The organism is Sphingobium sp. B10D7B, assembly GCF_025961955.1.
Taxonomy (GTDB): domain Bacteria; phylum Pseudomonadota; class Alphaproteobacteria; order Sphingomonadales; family Sphingomonadaceae; genus Sphingobium.
Map to the genome: position 1 here is coordinate 2106579 of NZ_JAOQOQ010000001.1, position 15973 is coordinate 2122551.

General features: G+C 65.1%; 17 protein-coding genes. 10 read left to right on the forward strand and 7 right to left on the reverse strand.

Annotated elements, in window-relative coordinates; all coding sequences use genetic code 11:
- Positions 1–23 precede the first annotated feature (23 nt).
- Genes pstC through phoB form a run of 5 tightly spaced genes read left to right on the forward strand, consistent with a single transcriptional unit; the run spans position 24 to position 4900 of the window.
- Positions 24–1406, forward strand: coding sequence for a phosphate ABC transporter permease subunit PstC (gene pstC / locus M2331_RS09985; RefSeq protein ID WP_181560144.1), 1383 nt, complete (start codon positions 24–26; stop codon positions 1404–1406).
- Positions 1403–2695, forward strand: coding sequence for a phosphate ABC transporter permease PstA (gene pstA, locus M2331_RS09990; protein ID WP_264592356.1), 1293 nt, complete (start codon positions 1403–1405; stop codon positions 2693–2695). Before pstC ends, pstA begins: the two co-directional genes overlap by 4 nt.
- Positions 2689–3471 (forward strand): phosphate ABC transporter ATP-binding protein PstB, encoded by a 783-nt coding sequence (gene pstB, locus M2331_RS09995; protein WP_181560145.1) that lies wholly within the window; start codon positions 2689–2691, stop codon positions 3469–3471. The genes pstA and pstB overlap by 7 nt, the downstream gene beginning before the upstream one ends.
- A gap of 31 nt (positions 3472–3502) precedes the next feature.
- Positions 3503–4201 carry a phosphate signaling complex protein PhoU gene (gene phoU, locus M2331_RS10000; RefSeq protein ID WP_181560146.1) on the forward strand — a complete coding sequence of 233 codons (699 nt, stop codon included), beginning with the start codon at positions 3503–3505 and terminating at the stop codon, positions 4199–4201.
- A 3-nt stretch (positions 4202–4204) separates the two neighbouring features.
- The gene (gene phoB, locus M2331_RS10005; protein ID WP_181560147.1) at positions 4205–4900 is read left to right on the forward strand and encodes a phosphate regulon transcriptional regulator PhoB; all 696 of its coding nucleotides are present in this window, start codon (positions 4205–4207) and stop codon (positions 4898–4900) included.
- 36 nt (positions 4901–4936) lie between these two features.
- On the opposite strand, the gene M2331_RS10010 is transcribed toward phoB, so the two are convergent.
- The 3 genes from M2331_RS10010 to epsC form a co-directional block, all read right to left on the reverse strand.
- Positions 4937–6331, reverse strand: a complete 1395-nt coding sequence (locus M2331_RS10010) for an OprO/OprP family phosphate-selective porin (protein ID WP_184117261.1) — start codon at positions 6329–6331, stop codon at positions 4937–4939.
- 111 nt (positions 6332–6442) lie between these two features.
- On the reverse strand, positions 6443–6799 hold the full coding sequence (locus tag M2331_RS10015; protein ID WP_181560149.1) for a DUF2794 domain-containing protein: 357 nt from the start codon (positions 6797–6799) through the stop codon (positions 6443–6445).
- The gene (gene epsC / locus M2331_RS10020; protein WP_181560150.1) at positions 6799–7500 is read right to left on the reverse strand and encodes a serine O-acetyltransferase EpsC; all 702 of its coding nucleotides are present in this window, start codon (positions 7498–7500) and stop codon (positions 6799–6801) included. Before epsC ends, M2331_RS10015 begins: the two co-directional genes overlap by 1 nt.
- Positions 7501–7672: 172 nt before the next feature.
- Between epsC and M2331_RS10025 the strand changes: the two genes are divergently transcribed.
- Complete coding sequence (locus M2331_RS10025; protein WP_181561460.1) at positions 7673–8434, forward strand: sulfite exporter TauE/SafE family protein; 762 nt, start codon at positions 7673–7675, stop codon at positions 8432–8434.
- A gap of 39 nt (positions 8435–8473) precedes the next feature.
- Complete coding sequence (locus tag M2331_RS10030; protein ID WP_181560151.1) at positions 8474–9403, forward strand: hydrogen peroxide-inducible genes activator; 930 nt, start codon at positions 8474–8476, stop codon at positions 9401–9403.
- A gap of 25 nt (positions 9404–9428) precedes the next feature.
- On the opposite strand, the gene M2331_RS10035 is transcribed toward M2331_RS10030, so the two are convergent.
- From M2331_RS10035 to pgsA, 3 genes are read right to left on the reverse strand one after another with little or no spacing between them, the layout of a single operon-like run.
- The gene (locus M2331_RS10035) at positions 9429–9896 is read right to left on the reverse strand and encodes a molybdenum cofactor biosynthesis protein MoaE (RefSeq protein WP_264592357.1); all 468 of its coding nucleotides are present in this window, start codon (positions 9894–9896) and stop codon (positions 9429–9431) included.
- Entirely contained in the window at positions 9889–10149 is a 261-nt protein-coding gene (gene moaD / locus M2331_RS10040) for a molybdopterin converting factor subunit 1 (protein ID WP_181560152.1), read from the reverse strand. Before moaD ends, M2331_RS10035 begins: the two co-directional genes overlap by 8 nt.
- A 2-nt stretch (positions 10150–10151) precedes the next feature.
- A complete protein-coding gene (gene pgsA / locus M2331_RS10045) occupies positions 10152–10754 on the reverse strand; it encodes a CDP-diacylglycerol--glycerol-3-phosphate 3-phosphatidyltransferase (protein WP_413714712.1) in 603 nt (200 codons plus the stop codon).
- A 104-nt stretch (positions 10755–10858) separates the two neighbouring features.
- On the opposite strand from pgsA, the gene M2331_RS10050 reads away from it, so the two are divergent.
- The gene (locus M2331_RS10050; protein WP_181560154.1) at positions 10859–12181 is read left to right on the forward strand and encodes an MFS transporter; all 1323 of its coding nucleotides are present in this window, start codon (positions 10859–10861) and stop codon (positions 12179–12181) included.
- A gap of 4 nt (positions 12182–12185) precedes the next feature.
- Here the strand turns inward: M2331_RS10050 and M2331_RS10055 are convergent, their stop codons facing one another.
- Positions 12186–12380, reverse strand: coding sequence for a hypothetical protein (locus M2331_RS10055; RefSeq protein ID WP_181560155.1), 195 nt, complete (start codon positions 12378–12380; stop codon positions 12186–12188).
- Positions 12381–12897: 517 nt separating this feature from the next.
- Here M2331_RS10055 and M2331_RS10060 point away from each other — a divergent pair.
- Positions 12898–14517 carry a hypothetical protein gene (locus tag M2331_RS10060; protein ID WP_181560156.1) on the forward strand — a complete coding sequence of 540 codons (1620 nt, stop codon included), beginning with the start codon at positions 12898–12900 and terminating at the stop codon, positions 14515–14517.
- A 31-nt stretch (positions 14518–14548) separates the two neighbouring features.
- Positions 14549–15916 (forward strand): surface lipoprotein assembly modifier, encoded by a 1368-nt coding sequence (locus M2331_RS10065; protein WP_181560157.1) that lies wholly within the window; start codon positions 14549–14551, stop codon positions 15914–15916.
- The last annotated feature ends 57 nt before the right edge of the window (positions 15917–15973 follow it).

The window sequence follows — 15973 nt, forward strand, 5'->3', positions numbered from 1 at the left end:
AATGGCCAAGGGGGTATGAGCGAATGACCGGCGTAATGATCGTCCTGATCATAGGCGCGCTTGGGGTGATCGGCTGGATCATCGCCCGGGCACGCGCCACCCGGCTGCAGGCGGAGGTCGGTCGTCTCGCAACCAACAGTCGCCCCACCCAGCACGGTTGGTATGTGGCGCTGTGGACCATGCTGCCGGCTTTCGCCTTCCTCGCGGTCTGGGCGAATGTAATGCCGGCGCTGATCGCGGACTCGGTGCTGGCCACGCCCGCCGCCCAGAGCCTGCCAACCGACGATTTCTCCCGCAACGCGATCCTCGCCGAAGCACAGTCCATTGCCACCGGGTCGCAGGCGGCCGCCTTCAATCCCCAAGCCACGGAGCTGGTCGAGCCCTATAGCGTCGCGACGATGCGCTATTCGACCATGGGCGCGATCCTTGCCGCGATCCTGGCCTTTGCCTGCGGCGCCTATGCCCTCTCCCGCGTCCGCCCCGCCTTCACCGCCCGCCACCGCGTCGAGAAGGTGGTGATGTGGTCGCTGCTCGGCGCCTCGTTGATCGCCATCGTCACCACCGCCGGCATCGTCGCCTCGCTGGTGTTTGAATCGATGCGCTTCTTCTCGATGGTCAACCCGCTCAACTTCCTGCTCGGCCTCAACTGGAGCCCGCAATCGGCCGCGATGGGTTATGGCAATGAGGACGCCTTCGGCGCGGTGCCGCTGTTCTGGGGCACGATCTTCATCGGCGCGATCATCGCCATGATCGTCGCCATTCCGCTCGGGCTGATGAGCGCCATCTACCTCACCCAATATGCCCGCCCGACGACCCGCAAGTGGATGAAGCCCATCCTCGAGGTGCTCGCTGGCGTTCCGACGGTGGTCTATGGTTATTTCGCGGCGCTGACCGTCGCGCCGGCGCTGCGCAGCCTCGCGGTCTCGCTCGGCATTTCCAATGCATCCTCCGAGAGCGCGTTGGCCGCGGGCCTCGTGATGGGCATCATGATCATCCCCTTCGTCTCCTCCATGGCGGACGACAGCATCGCCGCCGTGCCGCAATCGATGCGCGACGGCAGCCTCGCCATGGGCGCGACGACCAGCGAGACGATCCGCAAGGTGCTGATCCCTGCGGCGCTGCCCGGCGTCGTCGGCGGCGTGCTGCTCGCCGTGAGCCGCGCCATCGGCGAGACGATGATCGTGGTGATGGCGGCTGGCCTTGCCGCCAACCTCACCCTCAATCCTTTCTCCAGCGTGACGACCGTGACCACGCAGATGGTCCAGCTGCTGACCGGCGATCAGGAATTCGACAGTGCCAAGACGCTCGCCGCCTTCGCGCTCGGGCTGGTGCTGTTCGTGGTCACATTGCTGCTCAACATCGTCGCCCTGCGGGTCGTGAAGAAATATCGGGAGGCTTACGAATGAGCGGCGAGACTGTTCTCGACCGGGCTGCGGCCAGCGACCGCGCCGAACGGGCGCCGACCGACTGGCGCGGCGACGCGATGAAGCGCCGTATTGCGCGCCGCTACGCCGCCGAGCGCCGGTTCCGCCTGTGGGGCATGGCTGCGGTGCTGGTCTCGGCCGGCTTCCTCGCCTTCCTGCTCATCTCCATGATGGGTAATGGCCTGCGTGGCTTTACGCAGACGGAAGTCGCCGTGCCCATCGATTTCCCGCGCTCACCCGCGCTGATCGATCCGGCGGTGCTCGCGACCAATCCCGAGCAGGCGCTGGCCAATGCCAATCTGCCGGCGGTGCTGGAGCAGGCCACAAGGGAGGCGTTCGGCCTCCCCGAGACCCAGATCCTCTCGCCCAACGCCGTGCTCACCCTGCGCAAGGCGATCATCAGCGATCCAACCATTCTCCAGCGCGAGGCCACGGTGAGCCTGCCCGCCTCGACCGGCATGGACGTGGCAATGAAGAGTGACGGCACCCCCACCGACGAAGCGCTGGTTGCCAAGCTCGGCGATGCCGGCGCGCTCTCGACCGCCTTCAACATCGGCTTCCTCACCGGCAGCGATGGCACGGACCCGACCATGGTCGGCATCTGGGGCGCGCTCAAGGGCTCGCTGATTACGATGGTGATCACGCTCGCGCTGAGCTTCCCCATCGGCGTGTTCGCCGCGCTCTATCTGGAGGAATATGCGCCGCGCAATCGCTGGACCGACCTCATCGAGGTGTCGATCAACAATCTGGCGGCGGTGCCCTCGATTATCTTCGGCCTGCTCGGCCTCGCCATCTTCCTCAACGTGATGCACCTGCCCCGCTCTGCGCCGCTCGTCGGCGGCATGACGCTGGCGCTGATGACCATGCCAGTCATCGTCATCGCCGGGCGCAATGCCATCAAGGCAGTGCCGCCCTCGATCCGGGATGCGGCACTGGGCATCGGTGCCTCGCCGGTGCAGGTGGTGTTCCACCATGTGCTGCCGCTCGCCCTGCCCGGCATTCTCACCGGCACGATCATCGGCATGGCCCGCGCGCTGGGCGAAACCGCACCGCTGCTGATGATCGGCATGCGTGCCTTCGTCTCGCAGCCGCCGGGCGGCTTCACCGATCCCGCCACCGTGCTGCCGGTGCAGATCTTCCTGTGGTCGGACGAAGTGGGCCGAGGCTTCATTGAAAAGACCTCCGCCGCAATCATCGTGCTGCTGGCGTTCCTGCTCACGATGAACAGCATCGCGATCTTCCTGCGCAACAAATTCGAGAAGAAATGGTAATGGCCGATATGCAGACCAGCGCACCCAAGATGTCCGCTCGCGGCGTCAAGGTCTTCTATGGTGACAAGCAGGCGATCGACAATGTCTCGATCGATGTGAACCTCGACAATGTGACGGCCTTCATCGGCCCCTCGGGCTGCGGCAAATCCACCTTCCTGCGCACGCTCAACCGCATGAACGATACGGTTGCAAGCGCGCGGGTGGAGGGCGAGATCACGCTCGACGGGCAGGACATCTACGCCTCCGGCATGGACGTGGTGCAGTTGCGCGCACGGGTGGGCATGGTGTTCCAGAAGCCCAATCCCTTCCCCAAGTCGATCTATGAGAACATCGCCTATGGGCCGCGCATCCACGGCCTTGCCGCCAGCAAGAGCGACCTCGATCAGGTTGTCGAGAAGTCGCTGCGCCGCGCCGGCCTGTGGGAGGAAGTGAAGGACCGCCTCAACGAGAGCGGCACCGCGCTCTCGGGCGGCCAGCAGCAGCGCCTGTGCATTGCGCGCGCGATTGCCGTGGACCCGGAAGTGATCCTGATGGACGAGCCCTGCTCGGCGCTCGACCCGATCGCCACCGCCAAGATCGAAGAGCTGATCCTGGAGCTGCGGGGCAACTATGCCATCGTGATCGTGACCCACAATATGCAGCAGGCGGCGCGCGTCTCGCAGCGGACGGCCTTCTTCCACTTGGGCAAGCTTGTGGAACAGGGGCCGACGACAGAGATCTTCACCAACCCGCGAGAAGAGCGCACCAAGGATTACATCACCGGACGCTACGGCTGACATCGGCCGATTGGATGGACAGGAACGAGCTATGACGGAACACACGCTCAAGGCCTTCGACGACGACATCAACGCCCTGCGGGCGCTGATCGCCGAGATGGGCGGCCTCACCGAGGATGCCATCGACAATGCCATCAAGGCGCTGACGACGCGCGATGTGGCACTCGCCAAGAGCGTCGTCGCCGGCGATGCGCGGATCGACGAGCTGGACGCGCATATCGAGCGGCTGGTGGTGCAGACCATCGCCCTCCGCGCGCCAATGGCGGACGACCTGCGCGAGATCATCGCGGTGCTCAAGATCGCCGGCATCGTCGAGCGCATGGCCGACTATGCCAAGAACATCGCCAAGCGCGTGGAGACGGTGACGGCCTCCAGCCGCATGGAGCCGCTCTCGCTGCTCCCCTCCATGGCGCAGATCGCCCGCGAGATGGTCAAGTCCGCGCTCGATGCCTTTGCCGCGCGCGATGCGCAGCAGGCGCTGGCCGTGATCGAGCGGGATCGGGCGGTGGACGATTTCTACAATTCCATCTTCCGCACCATGGTGACGTTCATGATGGAGAACCAGAAGATGATCTCCGAGAGCGCGCATGTGCTCTTCATCGCCAAGAATCTGGAGCGCATCGGCGACCACGCCACCAACATCGCCGAGATGGTCCATTATGTCGCGACCGGCGCCAAGCCGCCGGAGCGGGAGAAGGGAACGTCAGTCGATCTGCTGGCGGAGGACTGAGTGGTGGTCCGCGCAAAGATGTTGCTCGTCGAGGACGATGCAGCGCTGGCGGAATTGCTCATCTGGCACTTCCAGCGCGAAGACTTTGACGTCACGCAGACGCCCGACGGCGAGGAAGCGCTTATTCTGGCGCAGGAGAGCACGCCGGATATCGTGCTGCTCGACTGGATGGTGGAGAATCTCTCCGGCATCGAGGTCTGCCGGCGACTGCGGCGGATGCCAGAGACGGCTAACGTCCCGATCATCATGCTCACCGCGCGCGGGGAGGAGGAAGACCGCGTGCGTGGCCTCGAAACCGGCGCTGACGATTATGTCACCAAGCCGTTCAGCCCGCGCGAGTTGATCGCCCGCGTCAACGCCGTGCTGCGCCGCGTCCGCCCTGCCCTCGCCGGCGAGGTTCTGACCTTTGCCGATCTGGAAATGGATACGGTGGCCCACAAGGTGCGGCGCGCCGGGCAACTCGTGGCCCTCGGCCCCACCGAATTCCGCCTGCTGCGCCATCTGCTCGAACATCCCGGCTGGGTGTTCTCCCGCGAGCGCCTGCTCGACAGCGTTTGGGGGCAGGACAGCGAGATCGAACTGCGCACCGTCGATGTCCATATTCGCCGGCTGCGCAAGGCGGTGAATGCCGGCGGCCTGCCGGACATCATCCGCACCGTCCGCTCGGCCGGCTACTCGCTGGATGCCGACGCGGCCTGACCGCGCGCCTTTAGAAACGCGCGGTCCCGCCGGCCGTCAGAACTCATACTGCGCGCGCAGACCGAACACGTCGCTGCCATAATCATCTCGGGTACCGGCGACGACTGGTGTATCGCGCACCTCGACGCGCAGATAGTTGGCCAGGAACTTCACCCGCTCGATCGGCACCCAGATGAGCGACACGCCATAGGTCTGCTCGCGGCCGCCATTGATCAGGCCATCGTCGAGATCGAGCCAGTCATAGCGCAGGTTGAGCTGCCAGGCGCCCGAGCCGCCCTTGTCCAGCCCGCGTGTGGGCTTGATCGAGCCGAAGGCGCCGTTGCGATAGCCCCGGCCGGAGGCGCCAGCGAGGATGTAGCCGACTTCCCCATAACCACCAAAGAAGGTCGGATCGGCAAGGCCGGGCCGCGCCACCTGCTGCCAGAAGCCTTCCGCCGCCACATGCCACCGTCCCCGCAAGGCCGCGAATTCCAGGCCATAGCCCGTCTCCGCGCTGGCGCTGAACAGACCGGTGTCGACAAAGCGGACATCGGTCGTCCGCGCGCCGGGCCGGGCGCGATATTGGAGGACGTCGGTCAGATCGTTCAGCTCCCGGTGATGCAGCGAGCCGCCAATATGAAGTTGCGTGTCGCCGAGCTTGGGCATGAACACCAGCCGGCCATCCAGCGCATAGCTGTTGCTGGTGACGCCCGACGTGCCGAGCGCCGCGAGATCATCTGCAAAGGCGCCGGCCGAGAGCATCAAGTCGCCGATTCGATAGGTGGCCGAAAGCCCCAGCCGCCGCTCCAGACCGAAGGCCTGCGTATAGGCCGCGCGCTCGAGGAAACTGGTTTCCAGATCGCTGGTCAGGTCTTCCAGCGTGGTGATGCGGTGATGCCCGACCGTCAGCGTAAGCTGCCCTCGCTCATAAGTGAGCCAGGCGTCGGTGAACTGCGCGCTGCCGGACGCGAAATCCAGCTCCAGCCGATAGCCAAAGCCGCCACCCAGCGTGCCGTCCGCACCCAGATAGGCGCGGCGCACGTCGGCCGACCAGCCCAAAGTGGGCGCATTGATGCCATCCGGGCGGGAAACGACGTTGGTATCGAGTTGCAGCCGACCGCGGGGCTTGAAAGAAAGCCCGCCCTCGCCGCTAAATTGGGGCGCACCACGCCAGCTGAGCTGCGCATCCGGCTTGGCGCTCGCTGCGGGCGCGGGAGTGGCAGTCTGGGCAGAGGCGACCGCCGCCTCGGGGGTCGCGGACGGCGTGGAGGACGCGTCCTGTGTGCCCTCGACCTTGCCGAGCCGGGCCTCCATGCTCTCAAGCTGCGCTCTTAGCCGCGTAATTTCTGCCCGCAGCGCGGCGACGTCCTCCGGGGCAGAGGCTTGCGAGGAGGCCTGGGCCAGCACGGGCGCGGGTATCGTCAGCGCGCTCGCAGCGAGAAGCGCCGCCATCAGGGGAAATCGCAAGGTCCATGCTCCGTTCAAATGTCGGACGCCGGTATGACAGTTTGATGACAGTTTTGCGACAGTCGGGTGAGAGACCTCGCGGCGACGCGCCTGCCCCTAATCCTCGATCAGCTTCATCAGCCGGCGCTCGACGGGTGCCAGAATTCCGGCCAGTTCCTGCCCCCGGCGCAGGATGACGCCATTCTCGCCGATCAGCGCCCACATGCCCTGGCGGTTGCGCAGAGACGGGCGCTTCTCGATGCGCACCTCCGGGCGTTCCGCCGTGCGGCGGAAGGCGGAAAAGATCGCGACGTCCCGATTAAGATCGATGGCGTAATCGCGCCACTGCCCCGCCGCGACCATGCGTCCGTACAGATCCATGATCCGCGAGAGTTCCAGTCGGTCGAAACTCGTCTGCGTGGGCGGGCTATTGGCCGGTGTGGGCCGGGGAGGAAATGGTGTGACGTTGCTCATCAAGCCGAGGTGCGGGACTGGCCATCAGCGCCGTCCGCGCGCCGGGCTTCCTGCTCGGCGACCAGATCCGCCAACCGCTTGCGCAGCACTTCGACTTCGCACTGGAGAATTTCCAGCTTCTGCGTCGCCGGATCGTAGGTCTCGCTGCAGGGCGTACCATAAGGCGTGAACGGCTTTTGATATTCCTTGGCATCGACCAGCGTCGCGCGGGCTGGAATGCCGATCATCACCGCACCGGCCGGCACGTCCTTGGTCACCACGGCATTGGCCCCCACCCGCGCGCGCTCACCCACGGTGATGGGGCCGAGCACCTGCGAGCCCGATCCGATGATCGCGCCGTCGCAGATCGTCGGGTGGCGCTTGCCGGCGATCCCATTCGCCGGATCGGTGCCGCCCAGCGTCACGCACTGGTAGATGGTCACATTGTCGCCAATCAGCGCAGTCTCGCCGATGACCGTGAAGCCGTGATCGATAAAGAAATTCTTTCCGATCGTCGCACCCGGGTGAATGTCGATGGCGGTCAGGAAGCGTGAAAAATGATTGACCAGACGCGCAAGGAAGAAGAGCCGCCAGCGAAACAGCTGATGCGCGACCCGATGCAGGCCGAGGGCCCAGACTCCTGGATAAATAAGGATTTCCAGCCGCGAACGCGGCGCGGGATCGCGCTCTTTCACGGAATCGAGGTAGGACAAAAGCCCCATGGCAAAGCGTCCCTTGCTGGCCGACAAGAGCAGCTATCTAGTCGCGATGCGTTGAAATTTCTAGAGCGTTGCCAGGATTAGGCCCAAGGACAATTTCCTTGCCAAGCCGGAAACGGCGGGCCTATTGTCCAGTGAGTTAATTGAGAAAGGCTTGCCCTTGCCCGACGCCTGGATGGATTTTGCGCTGATGCTGTTGCCCTTCGTGGCCGTCGGCTTCGGTGCGCAGATAATCGATGGCGCGCTCGGCATGGCCTATGGCGTCATTTCCAGCAGCCTCCTGCTCGCGCTCGGTGTTCCGCCCAAGGCAGCCTCCGCCAGCGTTCATGCCGCGGAGACCTGCACCACCGCCGTCTCCGCGATCAGCCATGTGCTGCATGGCAATGTCGACTGGAAGCTGTTCTGGAAGCTGGTAGTTCCCGGGATGATCGGCGGCGTTGCGGGCGCCTATTTCCTTTCGAATATCGATGGCGAGCTGATCCGGCCCTATATCCTCTCCTATCTTGCCTTTATCGGCCTCTGGCTGCTTTGGCGCGGCCTGCGCCATACCGAGGCGCATGTGCGCGACCCCCGGTTCGTGTCGCCGCTCGGCCTTCTCGGTGGCTTCCTCGATGCATCCGGTGGCGGCGGATGGGGTCCGGTCGTGACCTCGAACTTGCTGATCCAGGGCACCAGCCCGCGCCACACCATCGGCACGGTCAACACAGTCGAATTCTTCCTGACCCTGTCGATCAGCATTACCTTCCTCGTCCATCTCGGCTGGGAGACGTTCACCACCGCCACGACCGGACTGTTGATTGGCGGCGTGCTGGCCGCCCCGCTCGGCGCTTGGATCGCCAAGCATGTCCCGGCCCGGCCGTTGCTGATCATGGTCGGTTGTGTGCTGACCCTGACGACCGGTTACGGCATCCTGCGCTCGCTTGAACTGATCGGCTAGATCGATTAAATTGCTTCTTTCCAGCGGAAAGGGCGATCAATGTCGATCTACATGCCGACCCTCAAGCAGCTCCAATATCTGGTTGCGCTGAAGGAACATGGCCATTTCGGGCGTGCGGCGGATGCGTGCTTCGTCACCCAGTCGACGCTCTCGGCCGGCATTCGCGAACTTGAATCGCTGATCGGCGTGACATTGGTCGAGCGAACCCGCCGTATCGTGCGCTTCACGGCGCTGGGCGACCGCATCGTCACCAAGGCCCACCGCGTGCTGCGCGAGGCCGAAGAACTGGCAGCCATTGCGCAGGCCTCCGGCACGCCGCTGGTCGGCGAATTGCGGATGAGCGTCATCCCCACCATCGCGCCCTTCCTCCTCCCCCGGTTGCTGCCCAGACTGCGCGAGGAGCGACCGGCGCTGCAGCTTTATCTCCGCGAGGAAACCAGCCACGCGGCGCTCGACTCGTTGCGCCACGGCCATGCCGATTGCGTGCTGCTCGCCCTGCCCTTCCCCTGCGGCGATGCGGAAATCGAGGTGCTGTTCGATGATGCGCTGTTCGTGGCCTTTCCCAAGGACGATCCGCGCGATCCGCCGGCCCTGATCACGCCCGAGATGATCGACGGCAACCGCCTGCTGCTGCTGGAGGATGGCCACTGCCTGAAGGAACATGCGCTGGCCGCCTGTAACCGCGCGGAATTGCGTACCGAGGCGACCATCACCGGCACGTCGCTCCATACGCTGGTGCAGATGGTGGATAATGGCCTGGGCCTGACCTTGCTGCCAGACATGGCGATAAGGGGCGGCATTCTTGCCAACACCAAGATCACCGCGCGGCCGATCCAGTCGCCGAGCGCCCATCGCGAGATTGCCCTGGTCTGGCGGCGCAACTCGCCGCGGGAAGCCGACTTCCGATTGATGGCGGACATTTTGCGCAACGCCGCGACCAGCCAGCAGGAGACAGCCGAGGCCGCCTGAGCGCCGGCTGGCCGTCAGACCGCGTTCAGCCCTCCTGCCGCCAGATTGCGGCGCGCGCGTCGTCGGCACCTTTCGGCTCGACCCAGCCGGCCGAGCCGTCATGCCGGATTTCCTGCTTCCAGAAGGGCGCAGAGACTTTGAGCCAGTCGATGAGGAAAGCGCAAGATTCGAGTGCGGCGACGCGGTGGGCGGAGGCGGTGCCGACGAAGACGATCCGAGCGCCGACCGGCAGTTCACCGAACCGGTGGATCACCGTCACGCCGAGCAGCGGCCAGCGGGCGCAGGCCTCTTCGACCACCGCTCCGATCTGTGCTTGCGTCATCGCGGGATAATGCTCCAGCCGGAGCGCGCGCAGCCCGCCATCATCGCGCACCAGCCCCGTGAAGCTCGCGATCCCGCCCCCATCCAGCCCTTCCAGCCGGGCCAGCTCGCGGCCGGGATCGAAATCCTCCGCCGTGACGCGCAGCGAGATCGAGGGCGTGGCGTCAGCCACCGGTCACGGGCGGAAAGATCGCCAGCTCGCGCGCCTGGCCGATGGCAGTGTCCAAGGGCACGAACTTCTGGTCCAGCGCCGCGCGCAGACGCCCCCGGTCGGCAAAGGCCGCCGCATGACCGGCGCTGCCGGCCGACAGGGCATCGAGAAGCTGCGCAACGGTCGCCTCCGGCGAGGGCACGGGCTGCTGCTCTTCGTCCAGACCGATCCGCTCGCGCACCCAGGCGAAATAGAGAATCGTGATGTCGGCCATGATCAGACCGTCATGTGCTTGAGGCCGGCGCGCAGATAATCCCAGCCGGTAAGCAGGGTGAGCAGAGCGGCCGCCCACAAGGTGACGAGGCCGGCAAGCTGGATGAACGCGATATGCGGCAATCCGCCCGCCAGAATGAGCGCACCCAGCGACACAAGCTGAAATGCCGTCTTCCACTTGGCGAGGCGCGACACCGGCACGGAAATCCGCAGGCCCGCGAGAAACTCCCTCAGGCCGGAGACCGCAATCTCCCGCAGCAGAATCACCAGCGCCGCGATGATATGGACGCCGTTGATGTTCTGGTTGGCACACAGGATGAGAATCACCGCGCCGATCATGATCTTGTCCGCGATCGGATCGAGAAACACGCCCAGCTTGGAGACCGTGCCCTGCGCGCGGGCGAGATAGCCATCGAAATAATCGGTGATGCCCATCAGGCAGTAGAGCCCGAAAGCCGCGAGATAGCCGAGGCGCCAGGCGTGGACAGACTCGGCCGGCCACAAAAGGGCGACGAGCAGGGGCACCGCGAGAATCCGCGAGAGGGTCAGAATGTTTGGCAAGAACTTCACGACAATGCGGGTGCCACAGCCGTCCAGCGCAGACAAGGGGCTGCACGATGCGGCATCCAATGTCTTTTCACCTGCCCATTTCGCCGCTAGAAGCCCGGCGACGGCACGAGTCCGGCCGGATCACAAGAGTTCACGCACTTATGCAGGCATCCCTGCGGCTGCTCGGCCACCGGAAGTTTCTGCCCCTGTTCGTCACTCAGTTCCTCGGGGCCTTCAACGATAATCTCTTCAAGACTGCGATGATCCTGTTCGCGACCTATGGCGTGTTTCAGGACCCGCAGCAGGAATCGGCGTTCAACGCAGTCGCGACCGGGCTGTTCGTGCTGCCCTTCTTCCTGCTCTCGGCGCTCTCTGGCCAGCTTGCGGACAATATCGACAAGTCGAGGATCATCCGCACGGTCAAGCTCGCGGAAATCCTCATCATGACGGTTGGCGCGGCCGGTCTGCTGGTCAGCGCGCGGCACCCGATGACAGGCGTTGGCCTCATGCTGACCGCACTGCTGGCGATGGGCGTTCACTCGACCTTTTTCGGGCCGATCAAATATGCGATTCTCCCTCAGCATCTGGAGCAGGATCAGGTGCTCGGCGGGACGGGGCTCGTCGAAGCCGGCACCTATATCGCCATTCTGACCGGGACGATCGTCGCGGGCTGGATCAGCCCGACCGCTGCGGCGTGCGGCGTCCTCATCATCGCGATGATCGGCTATCTATCCGGTCGCATGGTGCCGCCCGCCCCGCGCGTCGGCCCGCCCATCGACATGGATTACAATATCTTCCGGGCCTCCTGGCGCCTGATCTCGGCGACCATGCACATTCGCCGCCTGTTCCTGGCGATCATGTCGATCAGTTTCTTCTGGATGATCGCCACGGTGCTGGTCATCATCTTCCCGCCGCTGGTGAAGAACGAGTTCACCGCGACCAAGGAAGTGGCAAGCATGTTCCTCGCGATCTTCTCGATCGGCGTGGCGGTGGGATCGGTGGCGGTCAACCGCCTGCTCGGTGGCGTCGTCTCCGCCCGTTACTCGCCCATCTCGGTGCTGATGATGGCCGGCTTCATCTGGTTCTTTTCCTACGCATCCGGCGACTGGGTGCGCGCGCCTGCCGATACGCTCTATACGGTCCGCGATTTTCTCGCCGCGCCACATAGCTGGCGCATCGTGATCGCACTGTTCGGCATCGCGACATTCGGCGGCATGTTCGTTGTGCCGCTCTACGCCTTCCTCACCACCACGGTGAGCAAGGACCAGACCGCGCGGACAGTCGCCGCCAACAATGTCGTCAACTCAGGCGCGATGGTCTTCGGTGCGCTCGTCATCATGGCCGCGACCAGCGCGGGCCTGAGCAACCGGGAAGCACTGCTTATTATGTGCGGCATGTGCGGCATCTGCGCCCTGCTGGCGCTGAAGCTTCACCGGGCGTGTGAAGCGGACCTGGCAGCCGCGCGGGAAGCCGGCAGCCGCTAAGTCCTCACACGATGAACGTGTAGGCGACCGTAAAGAACGCCGCGAAGCTCAGCACAAACAACTTCCAGTCCTTGTCTTCGTCCGGCGCGGGGCGGGCTTGCGACGTCGCGTCCGGCGCAGGCCGGAACACATGGCGGGGAAGCGACTGGCGAAACGGATGTCTCGCCTCTTCGTGAGTCAGAACGGGGGCGCGTCTCATAGTTAAGAATTGTTAACCATTCTGACCCGACAGGGAAGCCCGGAAGATGGTTAACGCGCCATGCGGCACCCGCAAGTGCAGTTTTGCGGTGAAATTTTACCGACTTCACCTCCAACCGTCTCAAAAACGGACCCAGTTCCAAGATGATAAACTTTTCGTCAATTATATTTGGCCAACGTCCGGACACGAACCCTCGAACCGTCTCGCGCTCATTAATCCGGAGTTTCGCCCCGTCATGGTCAAGCAGAGCAAGTGGGCCACGCCCCTCCTCATCACTCTTCTGACCACCGCCTGCGGAGGCGGTGGAGCGGGCGGCGTCAATTCCACGCCGACCCCGACACCGACGCCGACTCCCACAGCTACCCCGACACCGACGCCGGCCCCGACGCCTACCCCTACGCCGACTCCCACACCTACCCCGACACCGACTCCCACTCCCACGCCGACGCCGACCCCCACCCCGACGCCGGCGCCCGCCCCCAGCCCGAACCCGATTGTCGGGCCGAATACGAGCCTGATGGGGCCGCTGCAGAGCCAGACGTTCACCAGCAATGGCGGCAATCTTTCCGGCCGCTTCTATGCCGATGAGCGGCCGGTCGAGAATGGCCAGTCGGCCCGGGGCACGCTCTCGATCTCCTATAACGCCGCCACGCAGAGCTATTCCATCGCCACGGCCAACCGCAGCGCCACCTTCGCCCCAGCCGATCTGGTCGCGTCCGGATCCCCGGCGTTTATCAGCTTCCAGAAGCTCGGCACGACCAGCGAGGCACTGACGCTGACACGGCCCGGCACATCGGGAGAACTGACCTATCGCTATGTCGGCGGCGGCGCGTGGGAGCGCGCCACGGTCTCCGGTAACACCCTCGACTTCACCTATGATCCGTTCACTTATGGCATCCAGACGCCTGCCGGCCAGCTCCAGCCATCCGGCACCGGGCGTTATGCCGTGAGCCTCGTCGGTGCGCGGGCGATCGATTCTCCCTTTGCGGTCGCGGGGAGCGGCGCCCTGCAGATCGACTTCCAGAGCGGCGCCCTGACCAGCAGCGGCGTGCTGACCACGATCGACGTGGACACCGGCCTCATCAAGGGCATCGGCGCCTATTTCGGTGAGGCAGCGCTGACCAGTGGCACCACCGCCTTTTCCGGCAACTTCTTCATGGATGACGGCAAGCGCTTCAACGGCGGTTGGGACGGTCGCTTCTACGGGCCCAATGGCGAGGAAGTCGGCGCGACCTGGTATCTCTATAGCGCCGACGGCGAGGTGACCGCCGGCTATATGCTGGGCCGGCAGGACAGCACAGTGGCCGGGCTTAACATGTCGCTCACCGCCCTGCAGTTCGACGACAGCTTCGAGCACCGGTTCAGCCAGCTCAGCCTGACCGATACGGGCAGCGGAAACAGCGCGAACAATGCAGCACTGCTCCGCTCCAACGGGCTGTTCACCTACGACGCCGCGCAGGGCAGCTACCGCTATCAGGATAGCGACCGGGGCATCGACACGACATTCGGTTCCGCCAGCCTGGACTCGGCGGCCTCCTCGAATGCGCTCGCTGTCTACAAGATCACCGGCGGGGATGGCCTGTCCTACACGCTCTCGCTCAACAAGGCCGGCGCGGGCAACACCGCCATTGCGCTCAGCTATGCGAGCTTCGGGCGCTGGGAGCGCGCGCAAGCACCGGGCAGCGACCGGCTCGACCGCTGGTTCGCCTGGGGAATCCGCACCAACGGCTTCCAGATCCCGACCGGATCGGGCAGCTTCACGGGCATCATTCGCGGCACGGCGGCGCAGTTCGGCGGCGGCGCGACCTATGCGCTGAGCGGAACGAGCAACTTCGCCGTCAATTTCGGCGCCGGCACATTCACTGGCTCGCTCAACCCGATCGGCAAGAGCAATTTCGACGGCAGCACCCGCGATTTCGGCACGTTTACCTTCGACCGCGGGGTCATGGACATCGACGCCGGACTGACGGCGGACGTCGTGAACGGCAGCAATGCCTATCTCGGCTTCTTCGAGGGCGCTCTCTACGGCCCGACGGCGACGGAGATCGGCGGCACCTTCGGCTTCCAGACCGCGCCGGGCGATACCAGCAGCACATATTATCTAAGCGGCGCGACGGTGGGCAAACGCACCAATTGATTTGTCCATAGCGCACCGGCAAGGGCCTGCCATGACATTGCGACGACTGAGTTGGCTGGGGCTGATCCCAGGCCTGTGCCTGCATGCCCCGCTGGAAGCGCAGGCGCAGGCCCAACCGCCCGCTGGCAGCACGCCGACCGTTTCCGAAGACGCCAGGTCCATCTCCGGCCTCAATGCTGCGCAACTGTTCGACCTCGCCGATCAGGCGCGCGTCGCGGGGCGGCTGGAGGATGCCGAGACCATCTATCGTGCGCTTGCCCGCGATCCTGATCTCAAGGTCCGCTCCGAAGCGCGCTTTCGCCTGGGCATGATGCTCGATGAGCAGGGCCGGCAGACCGATGCCGCCCTCGCCTTCCGCGCTATCTTGGATGAGGAGCCGGGCGCGACCCGCGTGCGGCTGGAACTCGCGCGCGTGCTGGCGGCAATGGGCGATGAAAGCCGCGCCCGCCAGCAATTGCGGCAGGCGCAAGCCAATGGCTTGCCGCCGGACGTGCAGCAGGTGGTGGATCGGTTCGCCGCCGCACTGCGCTCCAACCGGCGCTTCGGCGGCAATTTCGAACTGGCCATGGCGCCGGACAGCAACATCAACCGCGCCACCGATGCCAAGGAGCTGGATACGGTCATCGCCCCGCTCACGCTGGATGAGGATGCGCGGGAGCAATCGGGCATTGGCCTGCGCCTCTCAGGGCAGGTCTATGCCCGTGTCGGGCTGGGCCAGGGACTGACGCTGGTGCCGCGGCTCTCGGGCGATGGCACCTTCTATCGCGCCAGTCAGTTCAACGACCTTTCCGGCAGTGCCCTGCTGGGGCTGGAGTGGCAACGGGGGCGCAGCCGCCTCATGCCTTCTGCCGGCGTCACCTGGCGCACTTATGGCGGCAAGGCTTATGCTCGCACGGAGACGGCCGATCTCCGCTGGACGCAGCGCATCGGGCGGCGCGCGCAAAGCGATGTCGGCTTTTCCTATGGCCAGTCGCATTACAACCGAAACGCCCTGCAGGATGGCGCGCTCTACAATCTGAGCGCCGGCATCGAGCGCGCCCTGTCCGCCCGCAGTGGCGTCGGCATTCAGCTGAGCGGCACGCGGCAGACCGCGCGCGATCCCGGCTATGCGACCGCCTCGGGCGGTGCGACCCTGCTCGGCTGGCGGGACATGGGCCGCACGACCCTGTTCGCCAATGCCACGGTGCGGCGGCTCGAGGCCGATGCCCGGCTGGCTTTGTTTCCGGAGCGCCGCAAGGAATGGTTTCTGCGCGGATCGGTCGGCGCGACCTTCCGCCAGATCGAGGTGGCAGGCTTCTCGCCGGTCGTGCGACTGGCCTATGAGCGTAATATCTCGACGGTCGGCATTTACGATTACCGGCGCACGACCGTGGATCTGGGCATCACCCGCGCCTTCTGACCCTGCCCCCTGCGGTGGGGCGTGACGGCGCGCGGGAAAGGGTGTAACGGCTCGCCC